We start from the raw sequence: 20782 nt of genomic DNA on the forward strand, positions 1-20782 counted from the left end.
TCTAGTACAGCCCCTTTTTTTATAATAATTTATTTGATAAAATCCGGTTGGAAATTAACACAATAATAAAAGGAAAATAAATGACACCATTTGTTTGGCAAAGGAAAGAAAATAGCTTGGTATATGATGATTCTCCAAGAATAGAGTGTTTAGATATGATAGCAAAAGTCCCCTTAAAAATACTGGATATTGGCTGTAATACCGGTTCAGTAGGACGTGAACTCAAACGTAGATATAGTAATATTGAACTTTGGGGGTGTGAATTTAATCCGGATGCTGCAAAGATCGCTCGCCAACACTATGATTATGTTATTGAAGAAGATGTGACCCAAGTTGACTTTTCTAAACAGGGAATGGTCGGAAAATTTGATACTATTTGTCTCTTTGATGTGCTGGAGCACCTTTATAACCCTTGGGAATTATTAGTTGGGCTAAAAGATAAAATTAGTGATGATGCTCAGGTTATTGTGAGTCTACCAAATGCATCAAATATGTTGGTGCTACTTGATGCACTTCGAGGTCAATGGCGTTATCAGAATTGGGGGCTACTTGATTTCACACATATTCGCTATTTTACAGACTTTGATGCACGTAAGATGTTTTATCAAACCGGTTATCGTGTCGAAGAAATGAAAGTAAATTTATTTGGTCAAGATGCCGACATTTACTATAAACTGCTCAATCAATCAATCAATCAATCAATCAATCAATCAATCAATCAATCAATCAATCAATCAATCAATCAATCAATCAATCAATCAATCAATCAATCAATCAATCAATCAATCAACCATCATTTCCTATTACGTTTACGATTGATAAAATTTCTATCAAGATAGAAAGCGAACAAGAGTTGATGCGCCTATGTGCAATTCAAAATTTATATCGTATTACGCCACACCATAACCAACTTAGTGAAGAAGAAAAATATTGGGTATCAAATGAACGCCCGGAAACGTTCGCCTTCGGTGGATAAATAAAAAAGACAGCTTGTAATGTGTTGACATTATAAATGTAAGAACAGATAAAAGTGGTAGGAAGCCGCTTTTTTAATCAATTTTATGTGGTCGTTACACAAAGCAATTTTTTATTTCTCCGGGAAGTATTCCCCATATTTTGTTCAAATCTCTGTTTTGCGTGTTTGTGTCATGACACTGAAATCACATCTAAAACCAACCGCACTTTTTTTAAAGTGCGGTTGGTTTTTCAGTCGTTTTATGCGGCGTATTTAGGCTGTTTAAATACCGTCACTTCCGGCACAACACCTATGTATTTTTCTACTTGAACAATACAAGTATTTGGCGAGTTACCTTGGGCTAATTTAGAGGTGCCTTCATCACGGGTCAGCACATTTGGGCTGCCATTTTTACACAATGGTTTCTCACTTTCGCCGAGATCGAGGGGATCGTACCATGCCCCTTCATGGAGCCCTAATGTTCCTTGGATAATCCCTTCCGTGACAACCGCACCCGCTAACACCTGACCTCGTACGTTATAGATGCGCACAATATCACCATCTGCAATACCGCGGGCTTTAGCATCTTCGGGGTGAATTAAGACCGGTTCACGATCATTGACGGCATATTTTTGACGCAATGACGTATGAGCCAATTGGCTGTGTAAACGATAGTAGGCATGAGGGGTGACTAAGGCAAGAGGGTAATCCTCAGTCGTATTACCTGCAAACTCTTCCGGTTCCATCCAGGTTGGGTGACCTTTGCAATCATCATAATTCATCTTCGCCACCACATCGGAGTAAATCTCAATTTTACCTGATGGCGTGCCAAGCGGGTTGAGCAACGGATCTTCACGGAATTCAGCATAGCGTACCCATTTTTTTGCCGCGTCATCGGATTCAAATAGGAAAGGTTTGTTTTCTTCCCAGAAGCGTTCAAAGCGAGGCATTGCAACACGGTTATTACGTGCGCTCGTGAAAGCGGTTTGATAAAATCCTTCCAACCATTCCATTTCCGTTTTGCCTTCTGTAAATTCCTCTTCTTTACCCGCACGTTTAGCCAGTTCAGCAAAAATATCGAAATCGTTTTTCGCTTCAAATTGTGGGGGTACCACTTGTTTCATTGGATACACCGCAAACATAGAATAATCACCGCCCATGGTTAAGTCATTGCGTTCATAACTTGTGGTTGCCGGCAAGACAATATCGGCCATGCGGGCTGTTGGCGTCCAGTTCACTTCATTAACGATAACGGTTTCCGGTTTTTGGAACGCTTTAACTAATAAATTCGTATTTTGGTGTTGGGTGAAAGGATTTCCACCCGCCCAATAGACGACTTTAATGTCCGGATAGGTAATTTTTTCGCCATTGTAATCAATGGTTTTGCCCGGATTGAGCAAAGCATCAGCAATGCGTGCCACAGGGAAAGAAAATTTTGCCGAGTCATCTAACCAAGTTTTTTCACCGCTTCCGCCTGATGGGGTGGCACTGATTGAACCAATTGTTCCCCCCGTAGCGGTTGGTACACCACCGTTTGCATAATGATAGCTAAAACCAAAGCCCCCGCCCGGTAAACCGATTTGTCCCAACATGGAAGCTAAGGTAACTAACATCCAATGGGATTGTTCCCCATGACGTTGACGCTGTATTCCCCATCCGCCCATCAACATAGTACGTTTAGTGGAAAAATGATGCGCTAACTGTTTGATAGTTTCTACCGGTACGCCACAGATTTTGCTTGCCCATTCTGCACTTTTCGGTTGTCCATCGGTTTTGCCTAGCAAGTAATCTTCAAATTTGCTATAGCCGGTGGTGTATTTTTTCAAGAAGGCTTTATCATGCTTGTCTTCGCTAACCAAGGTGTGGGCAATCCCAAGCATCAAAGGGACATCTGTTGCTGTATTAACCGGAATCCATTCTGCCCCCAGCATTTGGCAGGTTTCACTTTTTATCGGATCAATACAGATAATGCGTTTGCCGGTAGCTTGGAATTTTTTGAAATATTCAATGCCTTTTTGATCGGAAGACATCCAAGCAATGCGTAAAGTGGTGAGTGGGTTAGCCCCCCAAAGGACAATGATGTCACTGCTTTCCAGTAAAATTTCCCAACTGGTTTGTTGTTCATAGACCTCAATGGTGCCAAGGACATGTGGCATAATCACCTGTGCCGCACCGGTAGAGTAGTCACCTTTATAACCGACAAATCCCCCTGTCACATTCATATAACGTTGTAGCAAGGTACGGGAAGCGTGAAGAGAACCACTACTAAACCAACCATAAGAGCCGGCATAAATGGCGCTGGCACCATATTGTTCACGCACTTTATGAAGTTGATGATGTACAAGATCAAGGGCTTGTTCCCAAGACACCCGTACCCACTCATCACGTCCACGCATACTGGTATCGCTGTTTCCCGGGTTTTCTAAATAACCTTTGCGGACCATTGGGTATTTCACACGGGTTTCACTATAAAGCTGTTCGGCGACCACGGTTTGCAGTTCATTCGGAATAGCCGGCTCAATGGCTGCACCGGATTTTACCGCTTTGCCATCTTGCACCACAACCCCAATCGGCCCCCAGTGCGCAGCCGTTACCACGGTTTTTAATTCAGGTGTTGAAGCAGTGGCAGGGTTAGACAAAACCGCGCCTACCATACCACCGGAAAGGGAGACACCGGCGACACCAAGGGAGGTATTTTTTATAAAATCACGGCGTTGTTGATTGATATTATTCTTTTTCATATGAACCTCGTTTAGCGATGAGAAGTGAATTATTTCGCCGCCATATCTTTGGCATGACGTTGTAAGTAAATAGTTAAAGCACGGACTTCATCTTTGTTCATAGAAGTACGATCTTTCATAGAATTGACTACCCCAATCCATTGGTTTGCGGTGTAGTGATCGGCACTGATCGCAGCATGACAGCTGCTGCAATGGGCTTGGTTTAATTGGTTCCCGTATTGATTAAGTGCGGTCAAATCAGAAGACATTTTTTCTTTTGGCACAGAAACGATAAAGCTCACTTCTTTCCAGTCAGAATCGGTGATCTCATCATATTGGGTTTGCAATACTTTCATGGCTTTACGCGCCTCTTCATCGACTAAAGCCACGCTAATACGTTTGCCGAGCGCTTGATAAAGCACAGAATCCGCCCCAACTTGTTGCCAGCCGTGTAACGTACCCACTAATTGTTCACCTTGGGTTTGCCAGTTTGTGATTTCTGCATAAGGCATAAGGCGAATATCGCCGCCTTGCTCACCTTGTGCCGAACTCATCGTTGCAGCATAAATCGGTGCTTGTTCGGTGAGGTTTCCTGCTAAATTTGAAGTGGATTGTTTTTCTGTGTTGCCATGGGTTTCAGGCAAAAAGTGGACGATGCCTTTATGACAATCAATACAGGTTTGTCCATTGGTTTTCGCACTGATATGGGTTTGTTTGGCAAGTTTGCTTTGAGCAGAAAGTTCCATTGCTTCAAAGCTGTGGCAACTACGACAGGTTTCGGAATCTGTTGCTTTCATCTCATCCCATACCCGTTGTGCCATCTCAGCACGATGTGCTTCATATTTTTGTTTAGAATCCAATTTGCCCTGTATTTCATACCAAGTATCTTTGAGAGCAATAAATTTCGCTTTCACATAGTGCCAGCCTTCCTGTGGAATATGACAATCGGCACATTCCGCACGAATACCTTTTGCATTGGCAAAGTGGCTTGATCCTTCCCACTCTTGCTGTGGGTGGCTCATAGAATGACAGCTTACACAGAATTCCGGTGAGCTGGTTTTATGCATAATCGTCTGCGTACCCCACAATACCAGCGCCCCTATACCTATAAGGCAAAGTGCGGTCATAATTTTGGTGGTTTTTGACATAAATGTCCTCCAACTTTAGTAAGAAAATAGCAAATAGCACTTAATGATGGACCTGATTTTAAAGATATTAACTGGGGAAGTGATGATTTAAGTCAAAGAATGGAAAAGTAAGCGGAGTTTTGCGGTATTTTTATATCAAATATTTATATAAATATTTTTATAATGATTACGGGAAAAAGTGAGATCAAAAAATGCGGTGTTATGTAAGGCTTGCACAAAGATTGCCTTACTAAGTTTTACTATAATCCTAGTGAGACCTATTAATCACAAGGATTTTTTATTACGGTAATAAAATAGTTGATTAGCTAAACTAGAATCGTGTCGAATGGCATATACGAAGTTCTTAAAATATCATTTATTTCTATCAGAAAAAACAAACGATTTTTTTATTTATAAGTGGTGCTGATTTTTGTAAAATTTGTTTGACATTTATTTTCAAAGGATCATCCTGATGACAGCACAGCACAGCACAGCACAGCACAGCACAGCACAGCACAGCACAGCACAGCACAGCACAGCACAGCACAGCACAGCCTTGCCCAACTTATCACGAAATTGCAAGAAATTTTTCAAATCAATCAGCCTGATTTAGACTTCGGTATTTATCGCATTCTCAATTCCCGCCAAGCGCAAATCAACGAATTTCTGCAAAAAACCTTACCTGCTAAAATTAATACGGCATTTAACGGCAATTTTGAACAAGCAAACAGCGTTTACAACCATCTCTACACTTTCTTTTCACGCTATTACGACCAAGGCGATTTTATCAGCCAACGCCGTTACAAAGGTGACACCTACGCCATTCCCTACGCCGGTGAAGAGGTGATGTTGCACTGGGCGAACAAAGATCAGTATTACACCAAATCGGGCGAAAATTTCAGCAATTACATTTTTACTTTAGACAATGGTAAAAAAGTGCAATTTCGCCTTGTGGAAGCCGATACGGCAAAAGACAATCGCAAAGATAACGATCAAGCCCGAGTCTTTGCATTGATTGAGCCAAAAATCAAAATCGAAATAGACGAAAACGGCGATGAAATTCAAACCGATATGTTGCCGTATGAAGAAAACGGTGATTTACTCACTCTTCGTTTTGAATATAAAGCCGTGAATAAAAAAGAAAAGCAAACGGATTACATCACGCAAGCACTGGAAAAAATCCAGAACTTTGCCATTTCTGATGCATTTCAAGGCATTTTTAACCCTATGCCCACGGAAAAAAATAAAAATCGCACGTTATTAGAAAAATATCTCACTGACTACACCGCTAAAAACAGTGCCGATTATTTTATTCATAAAAATCTTGGCAAGTTTTTAAATCAAGAGCTGGATTTTTATATCAAAAATGAAGTGATGAACTTGGATAATATTCAAGACAGCACCGATTTTTCCCATATTGAGCAAAATCTACAAACTATCAAAACCCTAAAAATCGTGGCAAAAGAGATTATCGCCTTTTTAGCCCAATTAGAAGATTTCCAAAAGAAATTGTGGCTGAAAAAGAAATTTGTGGCAGGTTGCCATTATCTGATTACGCTCGATCACTTAACCGAAGAACAAGTACAGACGGCATTAAACAATCCCAAACAAACCGCCCAATGGCAAGCCTTGTTTAACGTGGAAGTAAGCGGTCTAAAGGTAGCAGAAATTCGCAAAAACTACCCGCACTTGGTGGTGGATACTTCGTTGTTTGAAGCCAAATTTCAAGCTGAGGTATTAAGCGAACTACACGATTTAGACGAGCAAACCAATGGCTTGCTCATTCATTCCGATAATTTCCAAGCCCTTAATTTATTGCAGGAAAGATATAAAGAACAGGTGAAATGTATTTATATTGATCCGCCGTATAATACGGGTGGAGATGGGTTTATTTATAAAGACGGCTATCAAAAATCAAGTTGGGCAACACTTATTCATAACCGTTTAAGTGTGGCAAAAAATCTGCTTAATCAATCGGGCGTAATTTTTCAGAGTATTGATGATAATGAACAAGTTAGATTGAAACTAATTTCTGATGAAGTATTTGGTATAGAAAACTTTATTTCTTTACTTACTGTTGAGAATAATCCTAAAGGAAGGAAAAATTCTAAATTTATTTCAGTTTGTAATGACTATTGCCTAATTTATTCTGTTGATAATACAAAAAGCTATTTTATTGAAAATATCCCGAAAGATATTAAAGATCTAGCAAAAGATGAATATGGGAATTATGTACATAATAGTGGAAAACGAGTGCTAGTTGGAGAAAATAAGTTTAATAATCTAGTTCAGAAAATGGATTCAGATAAGCATTACACCATTTACTATAATAAACATTTATATGATTTAATTCTCAAGAAAGAAACTTCATTAGACGAAATTGATGGAAATTTGATTTCTCAAGGTTATATTCGTTATATATCCTATTTAGGTTCTAATTTTGTAGAAAACACTTACACTGATAAAAAAATTAAAGAGCTATTTGATAATAAAGCATTAGAGTTCAAGGATGACAAAATATATGAAAAAAACTTTAGTACAACAATTAGATTAAAAAGTATTTTATCTAATAGAAAATATAGGGGTGTAATACAAAATAAAGAAGAAACTGTTGAATTGGATTTTAAAACTACTTCTGCTGGAACATTATTAAAAAATTTATTTGCAAAAGAAGATGTGTTCCCTTCACCTAAAAATATCAGGTTTATCCAAACATTAGCAACACTGATAGATGATAACACTCAAACAATCCTAGACTACTTCGCAGGCTCCGGCACAACTGCCCACGCTGTGATCAATCTCAACCGAGAAGACAACGGCAACCGAAAATATATCTTAGTGGAACAAGGCGAATATTTCGACAGCGTGCTAAAACCACGGGTGCAAAAAGTGATTTTCGCTAAAGAGTGGAAAGACGGCAAACCGCAATCGGATAACGGGGTGTTTGGTGGCGTATCGCAAATTGTGAAAGTGTTGAAGCTAGAAAGCTACGAAGACACGCTTAACAATTTGGAATTAAAACAGCCTGCCAGTGATTTGTTCTCTCAAAATGAGGCGCTGCAAAACGACTATTTATTGCACTATATGCTGGATGTGGAAAGCCGTGATTACTTGCTCAACACACAACATTTCATCAAACCCTTTGATTATCAGCTCAATATCGCCACCACTTCCGCAGGAGCGTATGAGGCGAAAACCATTGATTTGGTGGAAACCTTTAACTATTTGATTGGCTTGCGGGTGAGCGAAATCAACGATAAACGAGAAAACGGTTTAGTGACGGTGCAAGGCACGAGTACAAGCGGTGAAAAAACACTGATTATTTGGCGTGATTGTGAAAAATATGATTACGACAAGCTCAACCGCTATTTAGATAGCCGAAAAATCAACCCACAAGACAGCGAATTTGACGTGGTTTATATCAACGGCGATCACAATATCCCGACCGTCTTTGCTGATAGCGATGAGAGCATAAGAACGCTAAAAGTGCGGTCAATTGAAGTAGAGTTTTTGAGCCGTATGTTTGGGGAGTAAAAAATGAAACGTACTTTCCACGAAAACTTAATTTTAAACCGTTATTTGTTGTCGCTGTTCAATCAAAATAACCTTGAAAAATTCAAGCAACGCTTGAGCGATGATCGTTTTGAAGGCATTGATAAAGATGGGCAGACAAAATTTTTTCATGAATTGACAGGCGGACAATTATTTCAAACCGATATGATTTCGGAAAATGATTTACGCCGTTATGATTTAAATATCGTTAAACATTGGCAACAAATCACCGAATATCGCAATCAAGTTGAAGGGCATATTTTAAAGCTCAAATATTTCCAATATCTTTCGCTGCTATTGACTGAAATTTATTTGGATTTTTATTTTAACCGCCCAAATGAACTATTAAATCAGCTCAATGAACAGCTGGTGTTGCTCAAAGAGAGCGATAGCGATTTTCCTGATTTTGATTTGTATGAATTAAACGATTTAAACAAATTGGCATTTTGGAATGCCACTGGCAGTGGCAAAACATTATTAATGCACGTCAATATTTTGCAATATCAGTATTATCAACAAAATAACGATTTAACCGTGTTTGTAATTACGCCGAATGATGGGCTTTCAAAGCAACATTTGGAGGAATTTACCGCTTCAAATTTACCTGCCAATTTGTTTGATAAAAATAAATCGCAAGGTATGGGCTTGTTTAACGATATTCAGATTATGGATATTAACAAACTGGCGGATAAAGAGGGCGATCTGACGGTTGCGGTCGATCGCTTTTTGGGCTTAAACAAATTGGTGTTAGTCGATGAAGGGCATCGAGGTTCATCGGGTGATCAGTGGTTAGCTCGTCGTCAAAAATTGATTGGCGATGGCTTTGCTTTTGAATATTCCGCCACTTTCGGGCAAGCGGTGAAAGATGGCAAAACGGCGAAAGATTGTCTGTTTGATATTCAGAAAAAAATTGGTAAAGCAAATGGTATCACTAAAAAAGCAGACGTACAAAAAATTCCAACCAGTTTTGCCGATAAACAAGAAGCCAAGCAAAAGTCTGTGTTTGAAACTTATGCCAAATGCGTGTTGTTTGATTATTCCTACAAGTTTTTCTATGCCGATGGCTACGGTAAAGAGTTTTCCATTTTAAATATGAAAGCGGAAGATTATGGCGTTGCCGATAATGACCGCAAGTATTTTTTGGCAAGTTTATTGTCGTTTTATCAACAACTCTATCTGTTTGCAAAAAATAAGGAAAAACTGACCGCTTACAATCTACATAAACCGCTGTGGGTGTTTGTGGGTAATACGGTGAATGCAGAAAATAGCGATATTTGGTCGGTGGTAGAACAACTAGCTTATTTTTTAGACGGTAAAAACCGCCCACAAATTTTGGCGTGGCTTAATGCGTTATTGTGTGATGAACCCTTACTTTTAGACAGTAAAGGTAATGCGATTTTCCGTCATCGCTTTTTGCCATTGGTAAGTTTTAAAGAGGATTTAAATGCACTTTACACTGATATTCTGAAAACCTTATTTAACACGGAAAGTGCATCGCATCTCTATTTGCATAATATTAAAAAAGCCGCAGGCGAAGTGGCGTTAAAAGTGGGCAATAGTCGTGATTATTTTGCCTTGATTAACGTAGGTGACAGCGGTGAATTACTCAAAAGTGCGGTGGAATTAGACAATGTTTCAGTACAACAAGACGAATTTTCAGAGGGTTTATTTGGCACGATCAATCAAAATAGTTCAACGCTCAATTTGCTGATTGGATCACGCAAATTTACTGAGGGTTGGTCGAGCTGGCGGGTTTCGACAATGGGATTGCTCAATATGGGCAAGGGTGAAGGCTCACAAATTATTCAGCTTTTCGGGCGTGGTGTACGTTTGAAAGGGCGTGATTTTTCTTTACGCAGAACGCCAGTAAATCAGATGCCAAAAGGCTTAGGGCTGGATAAATTAGAAACACTCAATATTTTCGGCATTAAAGCCGATTATATGGCGAAATTCCGTGAGTACTTGGAAGATGAAGGGATTCCATCGCCTGATGAAGTGATGCAGTTGGATTTCCCGGTACAGAAAAAATTGCCTACCAATGTAGCGTTGAAAACCTTACGATTAAAAGATGGCTATAAAGATAATCAGAAAATGGGCTTTAAACGCAAAGAAATGGTACAGCTTTATGAGTTGCCTGAATTTGCTCAAGGTAAAATCAAACCGATTTTGGCAGTATTGGATCTCTATCCAAGATTGGAGGCATTGAGTTCTAAAGCGGTTCGCCAAAGTGATAATGATGAACGCCAAACGAATAAATTCAAGCGAGAAATTTTTGCTTTATTTGATTGGGATAAGCTCTATTTAGATTTACAGCAATACAAAATGGAGCGTACTTGGTCAAATCTACGTGTGAGCCGTGATGGGTTGCAAAAGTTTGTGCAAAGCCGTGATGATTGGTATTTACTCTATGTGCCAAATTCAGCGATGGAAATTCGTGGTTTTGCGGATATTCAAACGCAACAGGATATTTTGTTCCAACTATTGAAGGAATATACCGAGCAATTTTACCGCCGTTTGAAAGTAGCCTATGAACAGCAATTTATGGAAACGGCGATAGTGACCGAAGAAAATAGTTCGCTCTTTGAGACATACAAAATGCTGTTTGGTGAGGAAGAAAATGTTGCTTATGAACGTGAACAAGCGGTTCAAAAAATCGAAGAATTAGCGGATTTAATTCGGCAGAAAAAAATTGAGCGGGCAATGAGTTGGCAATCACCGCTCTCTGAATTTAAGGCGATTTGTTTTAACAGCCACTTGTTTTATCCGTTGCTTTCCTTTGATAAATCAACAGGTTTACCAATAAAAATTTCACCACTACCGCTTGCCGCAGAAAGTGAAATGCAGTTTATCCAAGACTTAATGCAGGCGGAAAAATCGGGTGAATTGGCAAAATGGCTGGGCAGTAAATCGCTCTATTTAATGCGAAATGCTGACCGAAAAGACAAAGGTTTAGGTTTTGCTTTGGCAGGTAATTTCTATCCCGACTTTTTGCTATGGGTGGTGGATCATACAAACGGTAAACAATGGCTGAATTTTGTCGATCCAAAAGGGATTCGTCAGATGGATTTACGCGAACCAAAATTTAGTCTTTACCAAGAAGTCAAAGAGCTGGAAAACAAAATCGCTGATCCAAATCTGGTACTCAATAGCTTTATTCTATCGATCACTAAATTAAAGGATTGGGTGAATATAACATTAACGGCAGAAGAACTTGCCGAACGACATATTTTGTTTATGGAAAACAACTACTTACAGCAAATGTTTGAGAAAATGCAGCGATGAATATTACCCCTTACCACGCCTGTTATTTTGCCAATGAAATTACTTGCCGCCACACGGACGACAATCGCTTATCACAATCACTGTTTGATGCCAAAGTGGATTTAAATCCACATCAAATTGATGCGGCATTGTTTGCACTCAAAAATCCGCTACAAGAGGGGGTAATGCTTGCCGATGAAGTCGGTTTGGGCAAGACCATTGAAGCGGGTTTGGTGGTTTGTCAAAAATGGGCGGAACGTAAACGGAATTTGTTGATTGTTTGTCCTGCTATTTTGCGTAAACAGTGGGCGAATGAGCTGGCTGAAAAGTTTGGTTTGCCAACGATGGTGGTAGATAAAACCGTTACTAATCAAGCAATGAAAAAGACAAGCGGTGGAAAACTGTTTAATTTTTGCAAAGAACAAATCGGCAACAATGTGTTGATTGTTTCGCATCAATTTGCCAGCAAAGAACAAGCCACGTTCAAGCAGTTTGCTTGGGATTTGGTCGTCATTGATGAAGCCCACAAAATGCGTAACGCTTACAAAACCGATAACAAAATGGGGCAAGCAATGCGTCAAGCCTTTGGTGGCAAGAAAAAATTACTGCTAACGGCAACGCCCTTACAAAATTCGTTGATGGAACTGTATGGTTTATCGACTTTGCTAGATGAGCATATTTTTGGCGACCGCAAATTTTTCCAAAAAGAATTTGTCCGCCGTGGCAATATCGCTGAACTCAAAGAGAGAATGGCGAATTTTGTCAAACGTACGCTACGCAAAAATGTGTTGGAATATGTGCGTTATACCGAACGTAAAACCATTACTCAAGAATTTATGCCAACAGTGGCAGAATTTGCCCTTTATGAGCAAATCTCTGAATTTTTACGTAAAGAAAGCAGTTACGCTTTGCCAAAACGGCATAAACATTTAACTGCTTTGATTTTGCGAAAACTATTAGCTTCCAGCCCACAAGCGGTTCTTGGCACGTTAAAAGCGATTTTGGCAAGGCTTCAACATTTACAGCAAGAGCAATATCAAGATGAAGCATTGAGCGACATTGAAACCTTATTTGAGGGGGAGGAATTAACGACAGAAGATGCCGAAGTCGATGAATTGGAAGCCGAAGAGAGCGATATTTCTGTAAGTGATGAATTAAACCAAGCAGCTTTACAGGCTGAAATCACGGAAATTGAAGGCTTTATTCGTTTGGCAGAGGGCTTACAGCAAGATAGCAAAATTATCGCTTTATTGACCGCACTTCAAAGAGGCTTTAGTGAAATGAGTAAACTTGGGGCGAGTCAAAAAGTGATTATTTTCACTGAATCGGTACGCACGCAGAAATATCTGTTTGAGTTTTTAACGCAAAATGGCTATGCCGATAACGTGGTGTTGTTTAGTGGCACTAATAATGATCCTAATTCTGTGGTGATTTATCAGGATTGGCTCGCTCGCCATCAAGGTACGTCAAAAATCACAGGTTCAGCAGAAGTAGATAAACGTTCGGCATTGATTGAGCATTTCAAAGAAAAGGCTCAAATTATGATTGCTACTGAAGCTGCCAGCGAAGGGGTAAACCTACAATTTTGTTCGTTATTGATTAACTATGATTTACCTTGGAATCCACAGCGGGTGGAACAGCGAATCGGGCGTTGCCATCGTTATGGACAAAAATTTGATGTGGTGGTGATCAATTTCTTAAACAAACGTAATCTTGCTGATCAACGTGTTTTGGAATTATTAACAGAAAAATTTAAGTTGTTCCAAGGGGTGTTAGGGGCATCTGATGACGTGTTGGGACGAATTGAGTCAGGCGTGGATATTGAAAATCAAATTGCGAATATTTATGCCACTTGCCGCACTGAAAATGAAATTAAGACAGCATTTGATCAGTTGCAAGCCCAATTTGCCGATGAAATTGAAGGGAGAGTGCAAGAAACTAAAAATGCGTTGGTGACGAGTTTTGATCAGTCGGTGTTAGAACGCCTCAAAGTGATGACCGAAGAGCGTTTAAACGCAATGGAGCAGTGGTTTTGGGGGGTAACACTATTTGCTCTTAGCGGAAAAGCCCAGTTTAATCAAATAGATTGGTACTTTTTACTCGAAAATGCTCCGTTTGGTGGTGTGCCAATTGGACGGTATTTATTGCCACGCAAAACACGCACAACAACGTTGCAAGGTTACGAATATCGCTTAAATCAACCGCTTGGGCAATGGTGTATCAATGAAGCATTAAATGCTTATACACCAAATGCTACATTGATTTTTGATTACAAAAACTTTCCTGAAAAAATTAGTTTGTTAGAACAATATCAAGGTAAATCTGGATGGTTGCGTTTGAATAAAATCAGTGTAGAGTCGAATGCAGAAAGTCAAGAATCGTTAGTTTTTACCGTGTGTGATGAGCAAGGTAATTTGTTAGATAAAGAATTTGCACAAAAGCTCTTTTTACTTTCAGCCAATTTGCAAAATGCGGTTAAAAATCCCCCGCTCGTTTTCGAGGAGTTGGCGAAAGAGCAAATTGATAGGGAAAAAGCGCGTATTAAGGCGGAAAATGATGCATTGTTAAAAGCTGAAAGTGTGCGGATTAACGCTTGGGCAAAAGATCGTATGCAAGCTGCTGAAGATGTAATTAGCGAACTCAAAGAGGCAATGCGTAGCAAAGAAAAGGAATTGGTGTTAACAGATGGGATTGAACGACAAATTCAGTTACAAGAAGAGGTTGCAAAACTCCGTAAACAGCTTCGAAAAGCTCGCAATGAATTAGACAATGTGCAAGATGAAATTGCCGAACAGGAATTGCAACTATTGAGAGAATTGAAAGGTAAAATTCATCAAATAATGCAAGAAAGTCTAGTGTTTGATATTTTCTGGCAGATTCAATAAACACATAAACGACATAATGGTACGTTGGTAATCATTTCCTGTGACTAATAATAAGATTGACAAAGTAATCATCGTAAGCAAGAGCATCTAGGTATGAGAGGGGTCGCTATGAAGAAATTTCACAAAATTACTTCAAGTAATTAGAAAAACAAATGAATTATTACTGGCAATATAGATTGCGATAGGCTTTAGATGATTTAAATAGAAATGTATAAATACCTTACTGAAAATAAGGGATGAGCAAATTTATTACGTCAAAAATAGTAAATAGTGCGAAGAATAGCAATATTTTCAGTAAAATCTAAGGGAAAAGAAATGCCTTTCACAAGGAAAGGCATAAAAATTTAAATGCGGTTTTTAGTCGATTTTCGAACTTTGTGTAACTGCTACATAATAGTGAAAAAATGAACCTTTTTGACCGCACTTTTAGTATTGGAACTAAGCCGGGTTATTTCGCTGCTTTTAATTCTTGATAGTATTGTTCGTAGTATTGAATGGCATCATCGACATCATCTTGCCAGTAGCTGTTTTTCAAGACTTCAGCTGTTGGATAAATAGAAGGATCTTCGGTGATTTCTTTTGGTAATACTTTTTTCGCTTCAACGTTTGCTGTTGGGTAGCCGATAGCTAACGTCAATTTCTCGGCCGCTTTTGCACTTAACATATAGTTGATCAGTTTATGAGCGCCATCCGGGTTTTTAGAGGTGCTAGGAATCGCCAATGTATCTACCCAAAGTACAGGACCTTCTTTAGGGAAGACCATATCTAAAGGTGCTTGCTCTTTTTTCGCAATACGTACAGAGCCGTTCCATAATTGACCCACTTCGACTTCACCGGAAATGAAAGAGTTAGCCGGGTTGTCTGAATTGAAAGAAAGGACGTTGGGGCGTAATTTCAATAATTCTTCATAGGCCTGTTTGATGATTGCCGGATCTTGAGTATTTGGATCTTGACCGAGTTTTAACAGGGCAATATTAAATACCTCACGTGCATCATCTAATAATTGCACTTTGTTCGCAAACTCAGGCTTCCATAAATCGCCCCAAGAGGTGAAATCTGAGCCTTTGTAGGTATTGGTATTAAAGGCAATACCCGGTGCACCAAGTAGCTGAGGAAGGGAATATTTATTTCCTTTATCATAAGGTTTATTGAGCCAATCAGGGTCTAATTCTTTAATGACAGGCAATTTGCTGTGATCGAGTTCTTTTAACATTCCTTCACGCGCCATTTTAGACACGAAGTAGTTAGAAGGCGCAATAACATCGTAACCACCGGCTTCTCCTTGGGTTTTGAGTTTTGCATACATGGTTTCGTTTGATTCAAGACTTGAAACAATGACTTTGATGCCGGTTTCTTTGGTGAAGTCATCTAAAAGACCATCCGGCACATATTCTGTCCAAGTATAGAGGTACACAGTATCATTAGCAGTAGCCGGTGCATTGGCATTTTCAGGCTTGTTTTCTTTGTCATTACAAGCTGTTAAGGTGGCAGCCACTAAACCGGCGGTCATTAAACCTGCAAATTTTTTCATTTTTGTTTGTTCTCCGTAAAAGAGGGGTAAAAAAACCACCTACTGTAAACAGTAGGTATAAAAAAACGCCTTGATTGTGCGTCAAGGCGTATTCTATTTGATATTAAAGGCTTTGTGAAACCTTTTATTGTCTCTTAGTGGTTATTTTTGCGTGTGACGAGTTGGCTTAAAATCACTAATACCAAAGAAAGCACGATCATAATGGTTGCTAAGGCATTGACTTCCGGTGTTACTCCTGTTTTCACTAATGAGAAGATGCGTAATGGCAGAATCTCGTAGCTTACGCCACTCACAAATGAAGAAACCACAACATCATCTAATGAGATAGTAAAACTTAATAACCAACCTGACACGATTGCAGGCAAAGCAAGTGGAACGATAATTTTGCGGAGAATGGTGACCTCACTTGCCCCCAAGTCCTTTGCCGCTTCCAACATTCTGGCATCAAAGCCATTCAAACGTGAGAAAATAGTGACCGTTACATAAGGCAAACAGAAGGTAACATGGGCCAAGAGTAATGACCAGAAACCTAATGAAATGCCAACAACCATAAACAATGCCAACAAGGAAACCGCCATAACGATATCCGGTGACATCATCACGATAAATAACATTCCGCTTACGGCTTGTTTACCTCGGAAACGGTAACGATATAATGCGATTGCTGTTAAGCCTCCGATAATTGTCGCCAAGGTTGCCGCAAAAAAGGCGATAGTGACGGAATGAATGGCTGCCTGAATTAAGGTGTCGTTATTAAATAAACGTTCGTACCAATTCCAACTAAATCCCTTCCAGCTTAACCCATAACGGTCTGCGTTAAAGGAATTCGTCACTAAGATAATAATTGGGATATACAAATAAGCGTATACCACAAACATAAACACATTACGTAGTAAACGACTCATTATTCCAACTCCACTTTTTTGTTTAGTAGTTTATTTGCACGGTAGTAAACGAAAATAAGTAATGCCATCAAAATGGTTAAACCAATACTGATTGCCGAACCAAACGGCCAGTTGCGGGAAATTAAGAATTCGCTCTTGATCACATTGCCCACGAGAAGCACTTTTGCTCCACCGAGTAAATCCGCCACATAGAACATCCCCATTGCCGGGAGTAAGACCAAGAGGCAGCCTGCAATAATACCGGGCATGGTTAATGGCAAAATAACACGGAAGAAACGTTGGAATGCGTTGGCACCCAAATCTTTTGCTGCTTCCAGTAAACGTCCGTCTAGTTTTTCAATAGCAGAATAGAGGGGCAAAATCATAAATGGCAACAATAAATAGACCAAACCGATAATGACCGCCACTTCTGTGTTCAAAATACGGATAGGCTCACTCAAAATGCCTATATCCATAAGCATTGTATTTAATACCCCTTTCACGCCAAGGAAGATTTTCATTCCATAAATACGAATGAGCGAGTTCGTCCAAAACGGTAAAACCACAAGGAATAACAAGAGCGGTCGATATTTGGGGTGAATTTTGCTGATCATAAAGGCAAATGGATAACCGATTATCAAGCAAATCACAGTGGCAATACACGACATAAACAATGAATTCCACACAACTTGTGCATAAAGCGGATTAAACAAATTTGTGTAGTTTTCAATGGTTATCGGGAATGCATAAAAGTTGCTACCATCTCGAGTTAAAAAGCTGACGGCTAGAACCAACAAGTTTGGAATTAGCACAAAGAAAATAAGCCAACTGAAGATAATTGCAACAGTAATTTTCTGAAATTTGTTATTAATTATCTTCATCGTTGAGTACAACCTCCCAACCTTCGTGCCATGTAATGCCAACACGTTGTCCAACACTGTGATCCATATGCGGATCGTCTTCGTTAAAGAATTCGCTGACAAGCACACGCATACCGTTATGGTCAAATTCTACGGTAGATTCCAACGTCATTCCTTTGTAAGTGCGGTCAATAATATGACCGATGATAGCATTAGACTGTTCATTTTCATCAAGCTCTTCAATCACAATATCTTCAGGGCGGAGAAGAACTTGAAGTTTTTGATCTTTTTTGACCGGCATATCCGTATAAATATCGCAGACACGACCTTCAACATTTGCCAGCACCACATTGTCGGATTTACGTTCAATCACGGTAGCGTCAAACACATTGATTTCACCGATGAAACGTGCAACAAATAAGTTTGCCGGCTCTTCATAAATTTCTCGTGGTGAACCATCTTGAGCGATTTTACCTTTGCGCATTAACACAATGCGGTCAGACATAGTAATCGCTTCTTCTTGATCGTGGGTGACGAAAATAAAAGTGATGCCTAACTGACGTTGCAATACTTTAAGTTCATATTGCATCTGTTTACGTAATTTATAATCTAATGCGGATAAAGATTCATCCAGCAACAACACTTTCGGTTTGTTGACAACCGCACGGGCAATCGCAATACGTTGTTGTTGACCGCCTGACAATTGGGTTGGCTTACGATCCGCCATTTCTTCCAATTGCACCATACGCAAGGCTTCAAGTACACGAGGTTTGATTTCAGCCTCAGGGACTTTTTGCATACGCAAACCAAAAGCGACGTTCTCAAAAATCGTCATATGCGGGAATAGGGCATAACTTTGGAAAACGGTGTTGATGTGGCGTTTTTCAGCGGGTACATCGGTGATGTCTTCACCATCCAAAATAATATGACCTGAATCTAATTCCTCAAGGCCTGCCAACAAGCGTAATATCGTTGTTTTACCACAGCCTGAGGGACCAAGAATAGTGACAAATTCACCATTATTAATGGTTAAGTTGAAGTCATTGATAATGGTATTGGAACCGTAGGATTTTTTGATTGAACGAAGCTCAATAATAGGCTTGTTTTGAACCGGATTTTCCACTAGCTTTGGTTTTCTCCCTAATTTCACCAATAGTTTGGTACTGAGTAGAAATAAAAACCTGCAAGAGTGCAGGGGCGACATAAAAATAGGTGCTTATGATATAGCGAATTTTTTGTAATGGAAAGGATTTCATGATTGATAAAGTAAAAAAATTTCCCCTCATAAAAACAAACAGAAAATTAACCGCACTTTTTCTTTTTAAGGCTTATTTTTCAGTTAATTATTGAATGTTTGCTATATATCAAAACTCTATTGTGAAGTTTAGGTTAAAGTGAAAACCATAAGTCATAAAGGGGGGTAAGAATGGACACAAATTATTATAAAAACAATTTATTAAACCGATTTTTGTACTATGTTTCTTTCGATACACAGTCAAAACCCAATGCAAAATCTTCGCCAAGCTCCATTGGACAAATGAAACTTGCGAAATATTTACAGAAAGAATTAATCGATTTAGGTTTGCAAAAGGTCGAGGTGAACAAACACTCGGTGGTTACCGCTTACCTTCCTTCAAATAGACCGGCGCTTTCACATACCATCGGTTTTATCGCCCATTTGGATACTTCGCCGGAATGTAGTGGTAAAAATGTAAAACCGGAAGTCATTGAAAATTATCGGGGAGGCGATATTGCCTTAGGTATCGGAGAAGAATTTATCAGCCCGGTCTATTATCCCTTTATGCATCAACTTATTGGTAAAACCCTGATTGTGACGGATGGCAATACCTTATTGGGAGCAGATAATAAAGCCGGAATTGCCGAAATTATGACCGCACTTGAGATTATTCAAAAGGAAAAATTGCCTCATTGCAATATAAGAATTGCCTTTACACCGGATGAAGAAATCGGTTTAGGGATGCAGTATTTCCCTTTGGCTGATTTTCCTTGTGATTGGGCTTATACCATTGATGGTGGGGAAGTAGGCGAATTAGAATACGAAAATTTCAACGCCGCAACCGCAAAAGTTTATTTTTCCGGAAGAAGTATTCACACAGGTTATGCGAAAGATAAGATGGTGAATGCCCTTACACTTGCTTGTGATTTTCATCAAGGCTTTCCAAAAGATGAAGTCCCGGAGAAAACTGAAGGGAAAGAAGGATTTTTCCACTTAGAGCATTTTGCCGGGGACATTGAGAAAGCGGAGTTACATTATTTAATTCGTGATTTTGATTTAAAATCCTTTGATCAACGCAAGCAATTTGTTTTGGATTGGACGGCAAAATTTAATGCTGAAAAAGGGTTAAAAATACCTGTTGAATGCGTGATTTATGAGAGCTATAAAAATATGTATGAAGTGGTTCAACAAACTCCCCAAGCCATTTCTATTGCGGAAAAAGCTATGGATTTATGCGGAATTAATGTGATCCATAAACCGATTCGTGGCGGAACAGATGGGGCATTTTTATCAGAAAAAGGTTTGCCTTGCCCGAATATTTTTACCGGGGGGTACAATTTTCATAGTAAGCACGAATTGATCTCTTTGGAGGGGATGGAAAAAGCCGTAGAAGTGATCACGGAAATTGTGAAATTCAAGAAAATGTAAATTTTTTTCTTGATTTTGTAAAGAAATGTAAATATAATCTCCAGCGTTTTATCGAGATTCCTTTTGATAAAGCTAAACTTTAGAGATTTTATTCATAAATTCCTTTTGATGTCCCCTGAGTAATCAGGGGATTTTTTTATGCCTCTCTTTTAAAAATACCCGGTATTATGCAGCAGTTGCACAACATTACTTTTTTGTTATCTTGTAGGGACACACTGCGTGTGTCCGAGTTTTAACCTATTGAAATAATTTGATTTTATAACGGACACACGCAGTGTGTCCCTATGTTTTGGTTAAAATTTCTGTTTTATGCATTTGCTACATAATACCGGAAAAAGCCAT

Annotated in this window: 12 protein-coding genes and 2 pseudogenes; 6 read left to right on the forward strand and 8 right to left on the reverse strand. The window is 39.3% G+C overall.

The window, feature by feature from the left end:
- The first annotated feature begins 80 nt into the window (after positions 1 to 80).
- Entirely contained in the window at positions 81 to 839 is a 759-nt protein-coding gene (locus BKK50_RS08335) for a class I SAM-dependent methyltransferase (RefSeq protein WP_077417140.1), read from the forward strand.
- 376 nt (positions 840 to 1215) lie between these two features.
- On the opposite strand, the gene torA is transcribed toward BKK50_RS08335, so the two are convergent.
- The 3 genes and pseudogenes from torA to BKK50_RS13235 all read right to left on the reverse strand — a co-directional run.
- Positions 1216 to 3696, reverse strand: coding sequence for a trimethylamine-N-oxide reductase TorA (gene torA / locus BKK50_RS08340; protein WP_077417142.1), 2481 nt, complete (start codon positions 3694 to 3696; stop codon positions 1216 to 1218).
- Positions 3697 to 3725: 29 nt separating this feature from the next.
- A pseudogene (locus BKK50_RS13230) lies at positions 3726 to 4241 on the reverse strand (NapC/NirT family cytochrome c); the annotation flags it as partial.
- A 59-nt stretch (positions 4242 to 4300) separates the two neighbouring features.
- Positions 4301 to 4823 (reverse strand): annotated as a pseudogene (locus BKK50_RS13235) (NapC/NirT family cytochrome c); the annotation flags it as partial.
- A gap of 451 nt (positions 4824 to 5274) precedes the next feature.
- On the opposite strand from BKK50_RS13235, the gene BKK50_RS12605 reads away from it, so the two are divergent.
- Genes BKK50_RS12605 through BKK50_RS08365 form a run of 4 tightly spaced genes read left to right on the forward strand, consistent with a single transcriptional unit; the run spans position 5275 to position 14500 of the window.
- Positions 5275 to 5415, forward strand: a complete 141-nt coding sequence (locus BKK50_RS12605) for a hypothetical protein (protein ID WP_167366642.1) — start codon at positions 5275 to 5277, stop codon at positions 5413 to 5415.
- Positions 5379 to 8336, forward strand: a complete 2958-nt coding sequence (locus BKK50_RS08355) for a site-specific DNA-methyltransferase (protein WP_077417146.1) — start codon at positions 5379 to 5381, stop codon at positions 8334 to 8336. Before BKK50_RS12605 ends, BKK50_RS08355 begins: the two co-directional genes overlap by 37 nt.
- 3 nt (positions 8337 to 8339) lie before the next feature.
- A complete protein-coding gene (locus BKK50_RS08360; RefSeq protein WP_077417148.1) occupies positions 8340 to 11636 on the forward strand; it encodes a DEAD/DEAH box helicase family protein in 3297 nt (1098 codons plus the stop codon).
- Complete coding sequence (locus BKK50_RS08365) at positions 11633 to 14500, forward strand: SNF2-related protein (RefSeq protein WP_077417150.1); 2868 nt, start codon at positions 11633 to 11635, stop codon at positions 14498 to 14500. Before BKK50_RS08360 ends, BKK50_RS08365 begins: the two co-directional genes overlap by 4 nt.
- A 448-nt stretch (positions 14501 to 14948) precedes the next feature.
- On the opposite strand, the gene BKK50_RS08370 is transcribed toward BKK50_RS08365, so the two are convergent.
- The 5 genes from BKK50_RS08370 to BKK50_RS12610 form a co-directional block, all read right to left on the reverse strand.
- On the reverse strand, positions 14949 to 16031 hold the full coding sequence (locus tag BKK50_RS08370) for an extracellular solute-binding protein (RefSeq protein WP_077417152.1): 1083 nt from the start codon (positions 16029 to 16031) through the stop codon (positions 14949 to 14951).
- A gap of 134 nt (positions 16032 to 16165) precedes the next feature.
- Positions 16166 to 16936, reverse strand: coding sequence for a spermidine/putrescine ABC transporter permease PotC (gene potC, locus BKK50_RS08375; protein WP_077417154.1), 771 nt, complete (start codon positions 16934 to 16936; stop codon positions 16166 to 16168).
- Positions 16936 to 17796, reverse strand: a complete 861-nt coding sequence (gene potB / locus BKK50_RS08380) for a spermidine/putrescine ABC transporter permease PotB (RefSeq protein ID WP_077417156.1) — start codon at positions 17794 to 17796, stop codon at positions 16936 to 16938. The genes potC and potB overlap by 1 nt, the downstream gene beginning before the upstream one ends.
- Entirely contained in the window at positions 17783 to 18898 is a 1116-nt protein-coding gene (gene potA, locus BKK50_RS08385) for a spermidine/putrescine ABC transporter ATP-binding protein PotA (RefSeq protein WP_077417157.1), read from the reverse strand. The genes potB and potA overlap by 14 nt, the downstream gene beginning before the upstream one ends.
- A complete protein-coding gene (locus BKK50_RS12610) occupies positions 18864 to 19031 on the reverse strand; it encodes a hypothetical protein (RefSeq protein ID WP_167366643.1) in 168 nt (55 codons plus the stop codon). Before BKK50_RS12610 ends, potA begins: the two co-directional genes overlap by 35 nt.
- 170 nt (positions 19032 to 19201) lie before the next feature.
- Between BKK50_RS12610 and pepT the strand changes: the two genes are divergently transcribed.
- A complete protein-coding gene (gene pepT, locus BKK50_RS08390; protein WP_077417159.1) occupies positions 19202 to 20440 on the forward strand; it encodes a peptidase T in 1239 nt (412 codons plus the stop codon).
- Positions 20441 to 20782: the final 342 nt, after the last annotated feature.

Source organism: Rodentibacter rarus (genome assembly GCF_001998965.1).
GTDB classification, from domain to species: domain Bacteria; phylum Pseudomonadota; class Gammaproteobacteria; order Enterobacterales; family Pasteurellaceae; genus Rodentibacter; species Rodentibacter rarus.